Below are 14,806 nucleotides of genomic sequence, written 5' to 3'. Positions count from 1 at the left end.
ATTTTGCTCATGAACGCTCCCGATTTTTCCACAGCATATGACCTCGCAAAATGGGGCATCGGAATTGGAATGTCCCTGGCGATCGCTGTGGTTGGGATGGTCATAAAAGCCCATTCAAAGCAGATCAGCGATACGAAGACGGACATTGAAAGGTCACGCAAAGAGCACTCGGATTTCCGCGTGGAGGTTGCTAGGGATTATGTGTCCAATGAGCAGTTTTCTCGGCTTGAAGATCGGATGGACAAGAGATTCGACAAGCTCGAGGAACTCATTGTCGGGGTTGCGAAATGACCGAGCAGCCCCGCGGATTCAGCTGGAAAAACAGGCGTAGGGTAATCTTCGCTTCACTTCTGTTTTGCGCCGTCTTCGTCGCTTTCGTGATCCTTCGCGGACACGATGACGCTCTTAATCAGGCCGCACTCCTCTATCTGACGAGCTTCGCCGGCGGCGTCGTCGGAAGCTATGTTTTCGGCGCTGCCTGGGAAAATCGGGGGTCGAAATGAAGCCCCTCGCACTCATCTCTCTCCTCGCACTGACAGCGTGCTCTGGACTGCCTGGAGCCGCACTGAAGACTGCGGCGGGGGCGGCGCTTGGCGGCGGTCCAAATGTAGCGGCGAACGGACAAGCCGGCCGCACAAACTCACAGACCGTCGGAGCCAGTTCGACGACAGAGCAGCACCTCAATGCGGCTGGAGCACAGAACGTCCAGCAGTCATCTGACCGCTCGAGCGTCAAAGCGGATGCGGTGCATGAGATGACAGTCAATGAAATGCCAGCCTGGGTCGTTCTGCTCGCGTTTCTCGCAGGCTGGGAAATGCCAACGCGCAGACAGATCGCTGATCGTATCGGCCGCGCATTCGGCGCAATCATCGCAGCTTTCAGAAAACGAGGTGCAGCATGAAAACCGTCCTCGAACTTGCCAGGGAAATCGTCGCTCGCGAGGGCGGCTACGTCAATGACCCGAGCGATCCTGGTGGTGCCACGAACCATGGCGTGACGATCGGCACACTGCGGCGCCTGGGGCTCGATCTCGACCACGACGGCGACATCGACACTGACGATGTCAAACAGCTCACAAAAACCCAGGCCGCCGATATCTTTCTCGAGCACTACTTCCGCGGCCCGCACATCGACGAGCTTCCCAGGCAGCTGCGATCGAGCGTCTTCGACATGTATGTCAATTCCGGAGCGAACGCCGTGAAGATCTTGCAGCGTCTTCTCTCGGGCCGTGGCTATCCGTGCAGCGACGATGGCGTAATCGGGCCGCACACGCTGAGACAAGCCAGAGCCGCGACTGATGCAGATCCGCACGGCATCGCAGACGCATACGCCGTCTCCAGGAGGAACTACTATTTCGCGCTCGCAGACGCACGTCCAGCGAGCCGCAAATACTGTCGCACAAGAGCCGGACGCAAGGGTGGATGGATCCGGCGCGCTGAGGAATTTATGAGCCCGCAGTGCCGTCTGACCAGCGCTCAGTTCAACGAGCGGATCTCGAGATGGGCATGAGCTATCTGCATCTCTACGCCGCGGCGTCCGTGACTATCATCCTCGCGATGGCTGCCCAGCAGTTTCTGAGCGCTTCGGTGTTGCTCTAAGGTTACATAATATTTATTACAAGATATTTATGCGCAAAGAAACCGCGCAAAACTTGCACGAAATATTTGCGCGCCTATATCCTATTCATAGCAAAAACAGAGGATTCAGGCATGCTTACAGAAACAGCACACAAGCGGATCGAAGAGGCCTCGCGGGCAATGGTCAGCCGGCTCATGCATATGAGTATCGGCGAGTTCAGATCTCTTGATGCTTTTCCTTTGTTCTCAGGCAGTGGCGATGAGACCCGCCACGGATTCCACATAATTTTCGGCGTTGATCTGACAACGACTCCTACGGGTGCGTTCCGGTCGGTCAAGCTGAACACAAAGCCGCAGACTGACTACATCCCGCAGCAGCACGTTGACGGCCTCAAAGATCTTGGCGTCGTTGCACTCGCGAACCCACACATAACCGACGGGTATATGTCAGAGGAAACGCTCGCACTCTCCCTCTCACTCGACCTCGCTAAGGTCGTTGAGCTCGAACTCAAGAGGCGCCAGGCTCAGTCATCGGCCGGATCGAGCGGCTGATCCAGCTCGATGCTTTGTCATGGCACTTGCTTCCTGTCATCGCTACTCGTCTTCCAAAAGTGAGGAATTCGGGGAATTCCGACGCATCTCAAGCCGCGCCTTTCTGCTCATAGACTCTACGGACGGCATAGGTGCTACGTGCTCAACACGGCCAGAGATCCTGGCGCGGCGCCCTACTCTGGGCCTCTGCGCCTCAGCATACGCCTCCCGCAGCTCTTCCTCGCTTTTTCGCCACCACCCCATTCGAACGCCGGTTACCTTCTTGCCAGTTTTTGTAGGCACGATAGTCACATTGAATGGCGCCAGAGCGTTTATTTCATCAACTGCTGGCTTGATGACGTGCTTGTTTAGTGCACCAAATGCAGGATACTTTCCATCCTCTACACCCAACATCGTGCGAAAGTCATCGAGTGCGTAGTCTTCTGCGAATTTCTTGGACAGGTTTATGAGCTGACTTGAGTTTTCGTATAGAGAGACAGCATACTTGCTCGAGAACGCCATCAGAACTGGCAGTGCGATCCTGCCCCAGATTGAGCTGTCCCTCAGGATCTCGACCAGGCGCTTGTCGAAGCTGTAGGTCAGCACACCTGCCGGCCGGTCAGGATCGTCAATGTCATTCCCGCCTAAAAACTGAACGCGGCGCGTCTTGCCCCCCGAAAGTTTCACAATAAGGACTGTCTGCATGAGTGCGAGGATCGCCTCCTCGATCATTTCACTGCCTTTATGTGAATCAGGCCGCAGCTCAGCGAGTTCGATCGTGTAGTCCTTGCCTTCCTCGATTCCCTGGCGATGCGCAGTGTGCCAGAGCAGGGTAATTGCCCTCCGCGCATTCAGGCTAAGCTGTTGATGCCCCGTAATTTGTATAAGTTCGGAGGGCTTGATAGCCTCGTCTTGCGTGGGAGTTATCTCAAGGGTTCGGCGCGACTCTTTCATGTGTAAAAAGCTACCCCGATTCTTAACAAATGTGAATTCCCTTGGATCGTAAGCTTCACTTTTTCGAAAGCCAATCCTGTGGATAAGTCCCCTACCCTCTCCCCGGAAACCTCACTTTTTGCCCCGGAAACCTCACAATAACCCCCGATTTCATCACACTATTCCCCGAAAACCTCACCGGAGTCCCCAGTTTCCTCACATTAAATCGCGTAAGTTTTTGCAATGAAAAGGAAAATCGGCTCTGAATCTTAGAATCTTAGAATCTTGAATAAGAAGAAGGGGCTCAGCTGTCGCCGAGCCCCTCTTGCAGCCGTAGTCTCTCTACATAGAGCAGCGCTAGAGCATACTCGAGCCTGACAGCGACCTCTCCAGTGAAATTCGATTCGATGAAATTGATAGTGTCTGTCACTGTCGCGAGATGAGAAATTGCTCGTTCGCGACGTGCATCATCACTCATCTACGTTCGAACTCGTTCATCAGAATTTCCAGCATGTCCGCATATGTCCTCCTGTCTGATTTGCAGAGAGTCTTGAACCTTTCGATCGTTGCAACCGGCGCCCTGATATTGAACTGCCCCTCTTGCGGCTTTTGTGAAACCTGGGCCGGCGCTGTTTCACGGCTTGCCCAGCCCTCACTCTCAGTCGAGCCCCCTGCCCTACGCTCTCTCGGCTCTCGTTTCCGCGGCGAAAAATCGTCGAGCTTCGATGCGTCTAATCCGTGCCTACTCATCACACAACCTCCCTCAGAATTTTGACAACCTCCCCGGCATAGGCCTCTGCGTTCTCAATCGCTTTCTCGATGCCGCGGACGTCCCTTGGGTCTAAACTGTGAAGGGACCCACCAGACGCAAACAGAGCCGAGAATGCGTCGCGCTCTACGAGCTCAACATTGAGAACTCGGGTCCCAGGCAATCCACGCAGCTGCTCAGCGACGTGCCTGGCTGTGCGGGGCTTAACTGCGGCGCGTGTGCGAGTAAGGAGGATCGCAGATGGTATTTCTCGACGAGCTGCCCGCCCTGCTCTCTTGAGCTCTGCGAGCGTATCAACGGCCGCCTGGGCGTCCTGATACTGTTCTTGCGTAGGAATGAGCACGAGGTCGCTCTCTGCCATCGCGTAGCTCGCGAGACGGCTGGCTGTGCCCTCAAGGTCGACGACGACGAACGGCACGCGAGACGCGGCCTCATCTATCTCGTCCTGAATTGCTCGCTCCCCTGCAGAGGAAACCACATCGAGACGCTCAGGAGGAGGCGCAAGCGTAGACCATGCTGACAAAGGCCTCCTCGGATCTGCGTCGATTAGAACAACATCTGCTCCCCTCGCGAGTTCACATGCGAGCACAAGAGCAGACGTGCTTTTCCCAGACCCGCCTTTGCTGTTTGCCATCGAAATCACAGGCATATCATATGCTCCCCAATGCTATCATTTGATTTCATATCATCCCATCCCCTCAGGTATCAACGCCAAAAAGGAAAGTTTCAACTGTGCTAGGCTATGATCCCAAATGCTCCCGTATGCTACCATCGGAAACCATTTCATATCATATCTGTTTCCGTTTCCAAAAAAAGAGCATATATAGTCTGTAGCCGGTCGAGCCACGCATTCATCGTATTGTTTGCGCTTTCTGTTTTCCCTCCTTCTGACGACGCTCGACCGGCCATCAATCAGTCATCTGGGTAAAGAAAGCCATCCAAGCCGGATAGGTGGCTCAAGGCAGCGATGTAGAAGAGGTTCTTGGCCTCATGCATCAGCTCGTCTCTCGATGGATGCTCCATGAATGCCATGGTCGGAACAGAAGCATCGCACAACCCAAATATCAGATCGACAAGTCCAGTTTCCGGAACAAATGAAGCTGAGATCTCCTCTGTATGGGTCCTCTTCATTTCAGATAGGAAGCTGTCTGCACCTACCTCAAGTGCATCGAGAGAGCGTTTGAGGAGATCATTAAGATCGGCTGCGGAAACATAGATATCCTGCTGCATCTTACCTCTCCCGTCCGCTGTTCCGTTCGCGCACTCGACGCGGCTTGATCGCAGGCTCGGGCAGGGGCGCTCCGGATTTCATCGCGAACTCCTCGACATTGATCTCCATATCGTCACCCTTGCCCATTGCGGCCCGAGCAGCAGCCATTCCTCTGCGACCAGCCGCTTCATGACGCATGCGCTCGTCGGAGAGTGCATCGAGGCGCTCGTCGAACCGGCTTTTCGGTCTGCGGCGCTCCATCCGCTCGCGAGCTGCGACATTAACCGCAGCCATGATGCTTTTACGCTCTTCCTCGAACCGGCCGGCCGCAATGTCGTCATTGACCTGCATCGCGAATGCCATCGTTTCACGCGGGCTCGCCACTCGAGCCTCCGGAGCTTGCTTCTTCGCTTTGAGCTTCTTCATGAAATTGAACATTTTATCCCTCCAAGGTGTTTGTTCATTGTCCCTGGAGAGGAATTAGAGAGACGACAGGCATCCCCAAATTTGAGAGCAAAGATTTTTCAGATTTTTTGCAAGATCGTCGAAAGATGGAGGAAAACCGAAGAGATTTTTCTCTAACTACTTGAAGTTGGACGGTGCTAAGTTGCTGACAAAGCTAGATAGTCACCAGAAAGCGCATTTATCTACTTGAAATTGGACGATCGAATTTGACGCTAACTACTTGAAGTTGGACGGGCCGCCATCACCACCCCTCCGGCTCGTCGTCGTTGGAGCCGTGTGTTGCCGGGTTCTCCACCGCGTCGGCGGGCGGGCGCTTTGCATGCCTCCTCGCTATCCGGCGGGGCAGGGCCTTCCTACTCATCAAGAGGCCGATCTCGTCGCTGGCCGGATCGACGAGATCGGTGAGCCGGTCGAAGAGACCGAGCACCGAGAGTGCCATAGCGAGCGTGTTGAGCGACACACCCGGATCTCCTGTTTCCAGTCGGTGCAGCGTGCTGCGGCTCACGCCCATCCGGGCGGCCATGTCGGTCGTCGAGATCTGCCGCGCACGCCGCGCGAAACCGAGATCAACTCCAAGTTTGGAAAGTCCCCGTCCAACCGATGGGTGGACGGCGCTGCCCTTTGTTCTGACGACTTTGCGTTCCTTTGTCATTGTCTGTCACATCGCACAAAAGCGACCCTTATGTCTCATCTGTCGGACATTGACGCAGGGCGAGCAGTGTTTGTCAAAATGCCTCCCCTTCAGCTATGTTGAACTGCATTACATTGTGCGGGAGTCGGTATGAGAGTTCATCCAGAAACTGGGGTCGAGCTGGTCCGCGGGGTCCGCCCTGTGCGCCTGTCCCTCGAGTCGCAATCAATGGTCGTGGAGATGCCAGGTTGGTATGCGATCGACGACGTGAGCGGCGAGAGCGGAATATTCGACAGAGACGACATGTTAGTATCCGACAGCGCGATTGCAGAGATGCGGAGCAGGGGGCTTCGATAGGCGACGATGGGCAGGACTGTTCAGCAACTCATGAACGATGAACCGCGTCTCCGCGGCCTGGTCGATCTATGCAAGTCTGATCTCGACGCGATCGAGGTATGGCTGTTCGGAAGCCGTGCCCGTGGAGACGAGCATCCAGGCAGCGATTGGGATGTTCTCGCCGTGATCCCAGATTGCGCACCGCGAGATTGCGATTCCGTCAAAAACGTCTGGAAGGTGAAGCGCGCCTCGGGCCTGCCGGTCGACCTTCTGACAGTCCGGGCCGGCGAATTCGCTGAGAGCATAACGACGCTCAACACGATCAGTCACGCGGTTGCCAGCGAAGGCGTCCGGTTGGATGCAGAGCCACTGGCGGCCGAGGTTAAGCGGCGTGCCGAACTCACGCCAGATCAGTGGGAGCATGTTGCGAGTCCGGCGGATTTTACGTCCGATGCGCGCGCTTTCCTTGATGACCTCGGGTGAATAACATCAAAATCCAACTCCATCATCATTTATTTCATCAGACCGTAGGGCAGGGGGCCTGGGTCCAGATTTCCGCGAAATTCTTTTCGGTAACCGTGCTCGGTCGAGACTATGCCCAAGATCATCATGAGCAGGATCTAGCATTTCCTTGAGCCGATCCAGCTCGCCAAGGGCAAGCAACGCCATCGCGAATGTTTCGATCCGAACGCCGCCATCTCCACGCTCGAGCTTGTGCAAGGTCTTGTCAGAGACCCCGATCCGCTCGCAGAAATCCTGCACCGAAAGCATCCGGCGCTTGCGAGCCGTCTGAATGTCCGCGCCAAGTTGCTTGAGCACGGCTTGAACTTGAAAAGACGCCATTTTCTGACCTTAACCGGATTATTGTTCCACTATACGGCTCTTAGCCGAACTAATCTTCGCACTAGCATGTTTTCGAGCAATCATGTCTTGAGTTCGCTGCTCTCCCTCTTCGAGCGAGATGAACTGACCTGACTGTCTCTGCTCGAGGAGTTCCCTGAGCAGCTCGTCATCTATGTATTTGCGGCCATCACTCATCACGAGACAAGCCAGATGCAGACCTCAGGCGCTGTCGAAGCCCCTCGGCAACTTCCTCGGCAGTCATGTCGTCATGCTGCCAGCGCTCATGTGCGTCGTCGCGGCTCAGGTGTTCATCAGGCGGCAACATACCGCGAAAGCGCTCCAGGTCTCCCAGCCTCTGTGCGCTCAAAACGGCTTTCGCTAGCCTTGCGCTGTCTGGCCCGGCACGGTGCGGAATAGGAAGACGCTCGAGCCTTTCATACAGCAGATCGAGCTTGAGCCCCTCGAAGCGAGCGAAGGCTACAACAACAAGCGCATCCAGGCGGGGCATGGGGCCATCTATGCCAGCGGTCGTCAGCAATCTGTCGAGCCATCGCTGGTCACCGTGTGTGTAGTCCGATACCAGCACTTTTCCGCGGATCCTGGGGAGCAACTCGTTGGCAACAGCCCAGCAGGTCGGTGCGTCGTCTAGCTCGTCGCGACTGATACGATGCACCCCCTCACTCCGCGCACTCCAGTCATCTGCCGGCCAGCGTGGGTGCGGTTTGATGAGTGAACTCCAGGTCTCGACCTCGCCGTCTATGATCCATGACAATCCAACTTCGATCGGCCACGAGTTCGGTGAAAGCGAGGACGCTTCGAAATCAATGAACATCAGGTCATCTGTCGCCATTTGCGCACCTCCTCATCCCATCTTATCTTAGATATGCCGAAAGAGGGAATTGCGAAGTGGAAGACAGCATATCAGTTGATGACGAACCACGCGTGCGAGAATTCCTTGAGCGCTATGCAGCACTCTGCGCTGAGACCGGACTCTGCGTCGATGGCTCTATGCAGCGTGTTGAGAGGCTACCCGTGTCTGCGCAGGCCTTCGTCGTGACCCGCAACCCAGACCTCTCTCTGCCGCTGCGATGCACAGCAGAGATTCCGACGGACGCGCCAAGCCGGATTGTTGTCGAGATCGACACGTGGTTTCGCGACAGAGTGCAAGAGGCCCTTGACGACCCGCGCCCGGGCAAGCCGCACGACCAGGTGATGCAAGAGGCTCTCTCGCGGGCCGAAGTAAAACGCCGGCCCTGAGGCCGGCGGTCTGTTATCCTGGATATTGTGGTATGCCAAGCGGGTCCTCGCCGAACTCGATCTTGATATAAACACCTGTCTCAGGATCTCTTGTATCGAAAGACATCGCTCGCTTTGATCCTTCGTCAACTGGTCCAAGCATTTCACGGGTGAACGCCAATTGCTTGGCATATTCAAGGATCTTTGCTTCGGACAGCGCGGCGATAGTCTTCGCGGAATTCATATATTTAACAAGTGTCATGTGACGTCCCATTTTCTGTTTTTTGTCAGCCCGTTGCGTCGTGCTGACAATGAGGAATTAGGCAGCAAACATGCCGTCCAAAATTATTCTGGAACTTTTCTAGCAGTGCGGAAAAATTTCTCGCCATACATTGAAAAGAGGCCGGAAAATCCGGCCCCGGTTCAAGTCATTCACCCGATCGCGTCGTTCAGCGCGTTGGCAGTTGCGTCTGGGTCGCTCTCACGCTCAAGCGTTGCGGCTTCCTGCATTGCGATCAGCTTGTCATAGATATCATCTGCGAGTTCAGCTTTGATCTCAGCAGGGACCTTTCCCCAAGCATCTTCGACAGATTTCTCTGGATCCTCGGCAACGGCGAACAGACGCTCTTTCCACTTGTCTGCCTGGGAATGCTTCTCAAGCAAAAGCGGCTGGATCGTCACACCAACTTTCTTCCCGCGCGTTTTCGTTAGCTTGATCTCCCGCGGCTTCGATAGGCCTTCCATATGACTGACCCGGATCCCGCCAACGGCGACGCCAGCCCACGTCACACTCTCGTCGTTGAAGAGCGTGCAGGACATTCCGAGCCACTTTGCAGCGTTTGCGCCCCAGATAGCCGCCAGAACGCGGAGAGCAGATTTCGAGGGCTTCCAGGGCTTCCCATCATCGCCGTCGAAATAGACGCTGACAGGCTGTTCTCCGGCGACGACCTGGATATCTCGGATTTTGATCGTCATGGGGCCGGCGAGCAGGTCGTCGGCGTTGAGTTGATCAGATTTCGCTCTGATCGCGCGCGTGATGTCGATGTCTTTCATTCTGAATAGACCCCCTGTTCATCTTGTTCATAAGCTTCTTGACGCAGCCGCCACTCCGGCAACGAGATCGTCTCGATCTTGTCGCTGTAGGCCGGCCACTCACCAGTGCGCAGACACTCAGCGTATCTGTTTAGAGCCTTGCGATACCCACTGCGGCCGATCTCACGACTCTCGGGGTCGAGCACAAAAACGCTGCAGGCGTAGGGCGCGAAAGGTTCGATCGCGACAAAAATGAATGCTCTTGGCGCCGGCATTTTCAGCGGGTTCTCGCCCTGCGTTACTGCCGCTGTTGCGCCATCGAGATAGTAGGGGTCCTGCGTGTCGTAGCGCCAACCGCTGATCGACTTCTGGAACCCGTCATAGCACGCATCCCGGGAGGTCTTCAGGTCGACGATAATCCCATCATGCCTCCAGAAATCTGGCCGGCACCGGCACAGGGCACCCGTCTCTTCGTCACGCCAATAGCAGCTCAGCTCGGCTACACCCGACCCTGCTTCGAGCAACTTTGACGCTTTCGGGTGGCGCATGATCGAGGCGCGCATGCCTTCGAGATCTTCGAGTTCCTTGGCAGTGATGATCTCCCGATCACCCACCTCGTCAGCGTATGCGGCTTTCGCATCGTCGAGGAAAACTGCCTCAGGATCGACCGCGCGGAGTTGCTCGATCAAGTCCGCCTTCTTCGCAGACGCCGCGACTTTCTCACCGAGTTCTTTCAGTTGATCCTTGATCTGCGCCACCGTATCGAGGGCGCCTTCCGGCGCTTCAAACGGGAGCGCGTAGTGATCCCAGAACGTGTCGTTCTCCAGGATAAAACTATGAGCGAGCGTCCCAAGGCGCTGGCTCGGAGTCGGCGCTGTGTAGCCGTCTGCGCGAGACTGTTTATAGTGCGCAGGGCTCTTCGATACGACATCCAGGCCACTTTTCGAGATGCCAGGGCCGCCGTGGTATTCCGCATTTGATTTGCCTTGGAACACACCCAGAGGATGGTCGATGGCGTTCATCACATCAGGCCTTTCGAGATGCAGATCTCATCGAGGCGCGCTTCGGCTTTCTTATGCTCTTCGCGCGCCCGCTCGGCGTCGAGCTCCGCGATCTCCACGCGGCTCTTAGCATCAGCCGCCGCAGCAAATGCGTCGAAGACGTCGATGAATTCACAGCGGCTCAAATAGCGGCGGATGAATGCAAGATATTTCAGGTTCATAGTTCTGCCCTCGTTTCTGCTTTGTTCTGAGTTGGAGTTAGGGAAATGTGTCCCTAGCTCCAAAATCTCAGGCAGCGCTCCAAGAAATTTTCCTACGCATATGCTCGGCCCGGATCTCGTATTCGCAGCGTTCGATTTCGAATGCGATCGCGTCACGCTTGAGTTTGAGCTCGGATCTCATCCTGACGTCGTTCGCACTTGCGATTGCGTCATCTATTTCCAGCAGCTCATTGAGTTTTTGCGAGCGTAGGTCGATTGCTTGCTGAACCATTTTTTCTCTCCGTTCTGTCGATAGAGAGGAGATCGGTCGATCGCGATCAGATCCAAAATTTTAGACAGTCGCTGGAGAAGATTTTTTCCCGAATGTTCGCAGGTAGCGCTCTGCCTCTGCACGCACGACACCCTCAAGCTGTTCTGCACTCTCAACGCGCAGGCGCCGGCCGACGCGGCGAAGATTTCTGCCCGTCGGTTTACTCTCAAAATTGATCCCGCGGCGCGTCATCTCGCAGACCATTCCGCCACCCTCTGGCGCTGAGAATGTGCGGGAAACGGTGCGCCCGTTCTCGAGATACTCGAGACGGACAACACCCCTTGCGATACTGTAGGTTTCGACGCTCATGCCGAGCATTCACACGTTCCGTTGAACGCACCATCTTCGAGTCCAGCGCGCCGGATCATCTCGTCATTATAATGCTCGACAATGAGCACCTCGAACTGCGCATCGAACCAGTCATAGCCCCTGTCTGAATACTGAGAGATCATCGCGATGAGTGTGTCATGGGCTTTGCGTGCAGCCATCTTCCATACATCGCCATTCACACGGCTTCCGAGCGATTTCCAGCTCGTCGGAAGCTTCTGGATTCCGTCGACGCGGGCCTTGAGTTCTGCCTTGAATTCGCTAGCTGTTTTCATTTTCCAAACTCCTTCTCTGTTGGTTCAAAGAAGATACGCCCGGCCGCCACGATCCCAAATTTTCGAGCAAGAAAAATCGAAAAAATGTGCTAAAGACAGAGGAACTGAGACGTGCTGTTCCCTGCCAGGGAGAACTCTGATGACGAGCGACAATGAGCAGGAACTCGACCGGCTGACGCGAGCATTCTCGCAGCCGGGTCCTGCTGAAGAGGAGTTCTTCGCGCGACGCCGAGCTGCTGGCCTCGGTGTCGGAATTGGCGCGGACGGGCAGCTCGTCTATGCATCGGAGAGCGCGAGGAAACTCAAGCGCGCTGAGCGCATGTCAGACGACGACTGACGAGCAGGGTAGGGGCCTTCAATTACCGCCGTCAGGCGGGCGCAGTTTTGGGGGTCTGGGGGATGATGCAATCAAACCCCTTGCTCACGGTCCCGCCCCTGCGGGCGCCGCAGGCGGACTGTCATTCTGACAGACACCTAGTGAGTATGTCCCCGTCAAACGCACATCAGAAAATTCTGCTGTCAGAAATGTGCGTCTAGCATCCAGCGGACCTAACTCCCGTCCAGGGAGACAGGGACAATGGAACCACTAAATCACTCAGAGCGTATGAAATCGCTCACGTATGCAGAGCGCATGAGATCGGACGGAAAATTCCCGGCCGTTCTGCGCTACGAGAGCATTCACCCGAACGACGTCGCAGGCATTATTGCACACGCTCTCAGAGAGATCGGTAACGTCGATCACATCGACTTCACTCGTCAGCATCTCAATCGCATTCTCCTTGGTAGCAATGACATTGGGAAAGAACTCAAACTCGAATACGAGTCGATGCGCGATCACAACCTCGCATCGAACCTCGAAGGCCTTCGCAAGACCAGGCCGAAAGACCACGCGCGCGCACTCCTCGCTGGTAAGCAAGAGCCCTGGGATCCGCAAAAAAAGAGCAGAGGGCCTCTTCGAGAATTGGTGCTTACCGTGCATCGAGATTTCTACCGCGCGGCCGACGATTGCCCGGAAAAATTCCGCCTCAAATTCCTCGATGACACGGGCATCGAGGCGGTGTTCGACACGCGCAAGATCGAAGAATTCACGGATGCTGGACTCGGTTTTCTGAGGCAAGAGCATGGCGAAACTTTGCGCTATGCGCGTGTCGATCTCGACGAACAGTCGGTGCACATTCATGCTATCGTTGCAGGCCATCGCGAACACGAACCGAGTGTTCGTTTTGCGACCGGACGCAAGCTGTTTCAGCTCGACCATCGGTTTATCCGAGGTGAGCCGATCATGCGCGAAGGCAAGGATGGAAAGCTCAAAAAAGTGGGTATGAAGCGCGGCTATGAACTCGCGCAAGACGCAGTCGGAGAGTGGTTCGCGCAGGACCGCTACAAGCACATGAACATCGTCCGCGGCGAAGCCAGAGCAGCTGCTGAACGTGAAGCTCGAGAGATCGCGGTGGAGCATTTCAAAGAAGCAGATGCTGCGCTCAAAGCCGCCGGAAAAGACGGCCTGAAGATCCCAGATGGCAGCAAGAACGCCAAGAAAATGTGGGTGCTGCGTCGGCATGCAGAAAAGCTCATAGCTGAAAAAGGGTCGGCCAAGAAAGTTCGCAAAGACGACAAGGAATCGCTCGCCCTCGACATGCTTGTCGAACTCGGCGTCCTGTCGGCCGGGGAGCGCTCGCACGCTACGACACGCCGCGAACGGACAGCGCTGCTCGCTCGCTTCACGGAGCAGTTTGGCTCGGCCGAGGAGATAATTTCTGAGCCAGTTCTCGCTGCTCGGAAGGCGCTAAAAACTGAGCGCGAGCAGATCGAAACCGCTCAGAATGTGTTTGAGCTCGAGCACGAAAAACGCATGAAGGAGTTCCACAAATGGCTGGATGATGAAGAGAAACGCCATCGCGAGATTGATCGTCTCAACGAGAAGATCCGCAAGAAACAGGCGGCCGAACATGACGAGATCGAGGAGCAGAGGCTCGAACTGCGCGCTGAAGAACAGGCCCTCGAAGCGGCTCGCGAAGCCGGACGCCAGAAGGCGGAGAAATATGCACGCGGACTCGAGGCTGGCTATCGAGAGGTAGCAGACATGAAGAAGCGGCTCGGGTCTCTCATCGACTACGCGTTCGACCTCAGTTCGAAAATCGAAGATCTCGCAACTGCGGTCGATTATGAGCGCGTCCCAGGATCGAGAGAGGCTGTCCTGAAAGTCAAAAAAATCAAAGAGCCGGGTCAGCCGCAGAGAACAAAATGATAACGAGTATATGCTCGGTATCTGAGCTGAATACCGCTCAGCTGCTGAGGCGCAAAAACCATGCCCAGGACGGATATCCTTGGCATGGCATCTCTCCGACAATATCAATCCGACGACATCGACAAACTGCGACACGTGCTCAGCGATGGCGCGAAACGGGTGCTGTTCGAGGCATCGGTTGGATACGGAAAATCGGTCGTCATCGAGTATCTCGCAGCCGCGTATTCAGCGGCAGGCCTGATCGTCTGGGTTCTCTCGAACCGATCCGCCGTTGTCAATCAGCTGCGCAAGCGGGCAGGGGATATGCCCGGCGTTACGGTCATGACGGTGCAGGCCGCAGACCGACGCAGAGAGAGGCTTGCAGCAGACCCGGCCGCCCTGATCCTTGTCGACGAGGTGCATATGGGTGGCGCCGCGGCTCAGTATCGCAGGGTGCTAGACTGCGCACCAAATGCTATCGCGATCGGGTTCTCGGGGACACCGAAGTCTGAGACATTCGAGGTCTTTCAAGCACACGTCCGGGGCCGTGATGCAGCTTGGCTCACAGAGAATGGATACCTCGCTCCGCTACGCTACTATTGCCCAGAAACCGTTGATTTCTCAGCGGTCCGGATGCGCGGCCATGATTATGATCTCGACGCGCTCCAGGCGGCCGTCGAGCGATCCGAAATCTGCGGGGATGCAATCCGGTCCTATCGCGAGCACTGCGTCGGTGATCCAACGCTCGGGTTCTGCATCTCGGTGAAGCACGCCTTCGCCGTCGCAAAGGAGTTCTCCAATTCCGGCTTCCCGGCCGAGGTTCTGACCGGCCAGGACAGCGACGAAGATGTCGATCGCAAGATAGCTCACCTCGCGGCCGGC

Annotated in this window: 24 protein-coding genes; 10 read left to right on the top strand and 14 right to left on the bottom strand. The window is 55.9% G+C overall.

The window, feature by feature from the left end:
* Positions 1–9: 9 nt before the first annotated feature.
* From BMI91_RS19495 to BMI91_RS19480, 5 genes are all read left to right on the top strand, one after another.
* The gene (locus BMI91_RS19495; protein ID WP_078606339.1) at positions 10–291 is read left to right on the top strand and encodes a hypothetical protein; all 282 of its coding nucleotides are present in this window, start codon (positions 10–12) and stop codon (positions 289–291) included.
* Complete coding sequence (locus BMI91_RS19490) at positions 288–503, top strand: hypothetical protein (RefSeq protein WP_078606338.1); 216 nt, start codon at positions 288–290, stop codon at positions 501–503. The genes BMI91_RS19495 and BMI91_RS19490 overlap by 4 nt, the downstream gene beginning before the upstream one ends.
* Entirely contained in the window at positions 500–901 is a 402-nt protein-coding gene (locus tag BMI91_RS19945; protein ID WP_146684183.1) for a bacteriophage spanin2 family protein, read from the top strand. The genes BMI91_RS19490 and BMI91_RS19945 overlap by 4 nt, the downstream gene beginning before the upstream one ends.
* Complete coding sequence (locus BMI91_RS19485; protein ID WP_078606337.1) at positions 898–1,509, top strand: holin-associated N-acetylmuramidase; 612 nt, start codon at positions 898–900, stop codon at positions 1,507–1,509. The genes BMI91_RS19945 and BMI91_RS19485 overlap by 4 nt, the downstream gene beginning before the upstream one ends.
* A 200-nt stretch (positions 1,510–1,709) precedes the next feature.
* A complete protein-coding gene (locus BMI91_RS19480) occupies positions 1,710–2,129 on the top strand; it encodes a hypothetical protein (RefSeq protein WP_078606336.1) in 420 nt (139 codons plus the stop codon).
* Positions 2,130–2,171: 42 nt separating this feature from the next.
* Here BMI91_RS19480 and BMI91_RS19475 read toward each other — a convergent pair whose 3' ends face one another.
* From BMI91_RS19475 to BMI91_RS19450, 5 genes are all read right to left on the bottom strand, one after another.
* On the bottom strand, positions 2,172–3,062 hold the full coding sequence (locus BMI91_RS19475) for a replication initiation protein (protein WP_078606335.1): 891 nt from the start codon (positions 3,060–3,062) through the stop codon (positions 2,172–2,174).
* 728 nt (positions 3,063–3,790) lie between these two features.
* A complete protein-coding gene (locus tag BMI91_RS19465; protein WP_078606333.1) occupies positions 3,791–4,459 on the bottom strand; it encodes a ParA family protein in 669 nt (222 codons plus the stop codon).
* Between the two features lie 263 nt (positions 4,460–4,722).
* Positions 4,723–5,040 carry a hypothetical protein gene (locus BMI91_RS19460; protein ID WP_078606332.1) on the bottom strand — a complete coding sequence of 106 codons (318 nt, stop codon included), beginning with the start codon at positions 5,038–5,040 and terminating at the stop codon, positions 4,723–4,725.
* 1 nt (position 5,041) lies between these two features.
* The gene (locus tag BMI91_RS19455; protein ID WP_078606331.1) at positions 5,042–5,458 is read right to left on the bottom strand and encodes a hypothetical protein; all 417 of its coding nucleotides are present in this window, start codon (positions 5,456–5,458) and stop codon (positions 5,042–5,044) included.
* A gap of 268 nt (positions 5,459–5,726) precedes the next feature.
* Positions 5,727–6,137 carry a helix-turn-helix domain-containing protein gene (locus tag BMI91_RS19450; RefSeq protein WP_078606330.1) on the bottom strand — a complete coding sequence of 137 codons (411 nt, stop codon included), beginning with the start codon at positions 6,135–6,137 and terminating at the stop codon, positions 5,727–5,729.
* Between the two features lie 366 nt (positions 6,138–6,503).
* On the opposite strand from BMI91_RS19450, the gene BMI91_RS19440 reads away from it, so the two are divergent.
* Complete coding sequence (locus BMI91_RS19440; RefSeq protein WP_158522204.1) at positions 6,504–6,935, top strand: nucleotidyltransferase domain-containing protein; 432 nt, start codon at positions 6,504–6,506, stop codon at positions 6,933–6,935.
* A gap of 6 nt (positions 6,936–6,941) precedes the next feature.
* Here the strand turns inward: BMI91_RS19440 and BMI91_RS19435 are convergent, their stop codons facing one another.
* Positions 6,942–7,295 (bottom strand): helix-turn-helix domain-containing protein, encoded by a 354-nt coding sequence (locus BMI91_RS19435; RefSeq protein ID WP_078606327.1) that lies wholly within the window; start codon positions 7,293–7,295, stop codon positions 6,942–6,944.
* Positions 7,296–7,482: 187 nt separating this feature from the next.
* On the bottom strand, positions 7,483–8,145 hold the full coding sequence (locus BMI91_RS19430) for a 3'-5' exonuclease (protein ID WP_208607999.1): 663 nt from the start codon (positions 8,143–8,145) through the stop codon (positions 7,483–7,485).
* 158 nt (positions 8,146–8,303) lie between these two features.
* Here BMI91_RS19430 and BMI91_RS20320 point away from each other — a divergent pair, with 158 nt between their 5' ends.
* Complete coding sequence (locus tag BMI91_RS20320; protein ID WP_078606326.1) at positions 8,304–8,552, top strand: antitoxin PaaA2 family protein; 249 nt, start codon at positions 8,304–8,306, stop codon at positions 8,550–8,552.
* Between the two features lie 13 nt (positions 8,553–8,565).
* Here BMI91_RS20320 and BMI91_RS19935 read toward each other — a convergent pair whose 3' ends face one another.
* From BMI91_RS19935 to BMI91_RS19400, 7 genes are all read right to left on the bottom strand, one after another.
* Entirely contained in the window at positions 8,566–8,793 is a 228-nt protein-coding gene (locus BMI91_RS19935) for a hypothetical protein (protein WP_146684177.1), read from the bottom strand.
* A gap of 170 nt (positions 8,794–8,963) precedes the next feature.
* Positions 8,964–9,584 (bottom strand): hypothetical protein, encoded by a 621-nt coding sequence (locus BMI91_RS19420; RefSeq protein ID WP_078606325.1) that lies wholly within the window; start codon positions 9,582–9,584, stop codon positions 8,964–8,966.
* A complete protein-coding gene (locus BMI91_RS19415; protein ID WP_078606324.1) occupies positions 9,581–10,585 on the bottom strand; it encodes a PD-(D/E)XK nuclease-like domain-containing protein in 1,005 nt (334 codons plus the stop codon). Before BMI91_RS19415 ends, BMI91_RS19420 begins: the two co-directional genes overlap by 4 nt.
* A complete protein-coding gene (locus tag BMI91_RS19410; RefSeq protein ID WP_078606323.1) occupies positions 10,585–10,785 on the bottom strand; it encodes a hypothetical protein in 201 nt (66 codons plus the stop codon). The genes BMI91_RS19415 and BMI91_RS19410 overlap by 1 nt, the downstream gene beginning before the upstream one ends.
* A 67-nt stretch (positions 10,786–10,852) precedes the next feature.
* Positions 10,853–11,056, bottom strand: coding sequence for a hypothetical protein (locus BMI91_RS19405; RefSeq protein ID WP_078606322.1), 204 nt, complete (start codon positions 11,054–11,056; stop codon positions 10,853–10,855).
* 60 nt (positions 11,057–11,116) lie between these two features.
* Complete coding sequence (locus BMI91_RS19930) at positions 11,117–11,404, bottom strand: hypothetical protein (RefSeq protein ID WP_146684175.1); 288 nt, start codon at positions 11,402–11,404, stop codon at positions 11,117–11,119.
* Positions 11,401–11,697, bottom strand: coding sequence for a hypothetical protein (locus tag BMI91_RS19400; RefSeq protein WP_078606321.1), 297 nt, complete (start codon positions 11,695–11,697; stop codon positions 11,401–11,403). Before BMI91_RS19400 ends, BMI91_RS19930 begins: the two co-directional genes overlap by 4 nt.
* A gap of 139 nt (positions 11,698–11,836) precedes the next feature.
* Here BMI91_RS19400 and BMI91_RS19395 point away from each other — a divergent pair, with 139 nt between their 5' ends.
* The 3 genes from BMI91_RS19395 to BMI91_RS19380 form a co-directional block, all read left to right on the top strand.
* Complete coding sequence (locus tag BMI91_RS19395) at positions 11,837–12,034, top strand: hypothetical protein (RefSeq protein WP_078606320.1); 198 nt, start codon at positions 11,837–11,839, stop codon at positions 12,032–12,034.
* Positions 12,035–12,274: 240 nt separating this feature from the next.
* Positions 12,275–13,945, top strand: a complete 1,671-nt coding sequence (locus BMI91_RS19385) for a plasmid recombination protein (RefSeq protein ID WP_146684173.1) — start codon at positions 12,275–12,277, stop codon at positions 13,943–13,945.
* An 84-nt stretch (positions 13,946–14,029) separates the two neighbouring features.
* Positions 14,030–14,806: DEAD/DEAH box helicase (locus BMI91_RS19380; protein WP_158522203.1), on the top strand; the 777-nt coding region annotated here is incomplete at its 3' end.

The organism is Thioclava sediminum (assembly GCF_002020355.1).
Taxonomy (GTDB): Bacteria; Pseudomonadota; Alphaproteobacteria; order Rhodobacterales; family Rhodobacteraceae; genus Thioclava; species Thioclava sediminum.
Note: the sequence above shows the minus strand (reverse complement) of the source record. Positions and strands in the feature narration are given on the sequence as shown.

Bases quoted from the DNA above. Each gene is read 5' to 3' on its own strand.
- BMI91_RS19495 (WP_078606339.1), top strand. From the start codon at position 10: ATGAACGCTCCCGATTTTTCCACAGCATATGACCTCGCAAAATGGGGC.
- BMI91_RS19490 (WP_078606338.1), top strand. From the start codon at position 288: ATGACCGAGCAGCCCCGCGGATTCAGCTGGAAAAACAGGCGTAGGGTA.
- BMI91_RS19945 (WP_146684183.1), top strand. From the start codon at position 500: ATGAAGCCCCTCGCACTCATCTCTCTCCTCGCACTGACAGCGTGCTCT.
- BMI91_RS19485 (WP_078606337.1), top strand. From the start codon at position 898: ATGAAAACCGTCCTCGAACTTGCCAGGGAAATCGTCGCTCGCGAGGGC.
- BMI91_RS19480 (WP_078606336.1), top strand. From the start codon at position 1,710: ATGCTTACAGAAACAGCACACAAGCGGATCGAAGAGGCCTCGCGGGCA.
- BMI91_RS19475 (WP_078606335.1), bottom strand. From the start codon at position 3,062: ATGAAAGAGTCGCGCCGAACCCTTGAGATAACTCCCACGCAAGACGAG.
- BMI91_RS19465 (WP_078606333.1), bottom strand. From the start codon at position 4,459: ATGCCTGTGATTTCGATGGCAAACAGCAAAGGCGGGTCTGGGAAAAGC.
- BMI91_RS19460 (WP_078606332.1), bottom strand. From the start codon at position 5,040: ATGCAGCAGGATATCTATGTTTCCGCAGCCGATCTTAATGATCTCCTC.
- BMI91_RS19455 (WP_078606331.1), bottom strand. From the start codon at position 5,458: ATGTTCAATTTCATGAAGAAGCTCAAAGCGAAGAAGCAAGCTCCGGAG.
- BMI91_RS19450 (WP_078606330.1), bottom strand. From the start codon at position 6,137: ATGACAAAGGAACGCAAAGTCGTCAGAACAAAGGGCAGCGCCGTCCAC.
- BMI91_RS19440 (WP_158522204.1), top strand. From the start codon at position 6,504: ATGAACGATGAACCGCGTCTCCGCGGCCTGGTCGATCTATGCAAGTCT.
- BMI91_RS19435 (WP_078606327.1), bottom strand. From the start codon at position 7,295: ATGGCGTCTTTTCAAGTTCAAGCCGTGCTCAAGCAACTTGGCGCGGAC.
- BMI91_RS19430 (WP_208607999.1), bottom strand. From the start codon at position 8,145: ATGGCGACAGATGACCTGATGTTCATTGATTTCGAAGCGTCCTCGCTT.
- BMI91_RS20320 (WP_078606326.1), top strand. From the start codon at position 8,304: ATGCAGCGTGTTGAGAGGCTACCCGTGTCTGCGCAGGCCTTCGTCGTG.
- BMI91_RS19935 (WP_146684177.1), bottom strand. From the start codon at position 8,793: ATGACACTTGTTAAATATATGAATTCCGCGAAGACTATCGCCGCGCTG.
- BMI91_RS19420 (WP_078606325.1), bottom strand. From the start codon at position 9,584: ATGAAAGACATCGACATCACGCGCGCGATCAGAGCGAAATCTGATCAA.
- BMI91_RS19415 (WP_078606324.1), bottom strand. From the start codon at position 10,585: ATGAACGCCATCGACCATCCTCTGGGTGTGTTCCAAGGCAAATCAAAT.
- BMI91_RS19410 (WP_078606323.1), bottom strand. From the start codon at position 10,785: ATGAACCTGAAATATCTTGCATTCATCCGCCGCTATTTGAGCCGCTGT.
- BMI91_RS19405 (WP_078606322.1), bottom strand. From the start codon at position 11,056: ATGGTTCAGCAAGCAATCGACCTACGCTCGCAAAAACTCAATGAGCTG.
- BMI91_RS19930 (WP_146684175.1), bottom strand. From the start codon at position 11,404: ATGAGCGTCGAAACCTACAGTATCGCAAGGGGTGTTGTCCGTCTCGAG.
- BMI91_RS19400 (WP_078606321.1), bottom strand. From the start codon at position 11,697: ATGAAAACAGCTAGCGAATTCAAGGCAGAACTCAAGGCCCGCGTCGAC.
- BMI91_RS19395 (WP_078606320.1), top strand. From the start codon at position 11,837: ATGACGAGCGACAATGAGCAGGAACTCGACCGGCTGACGCGAGCATTC.
- BMI91_RS19385 (WP_146684173.1), top strand. From the start codon at position 12,275: ATGGAACCACTAAATCACTCAGAGCGTATGAAATCGCTCACGTATGCA.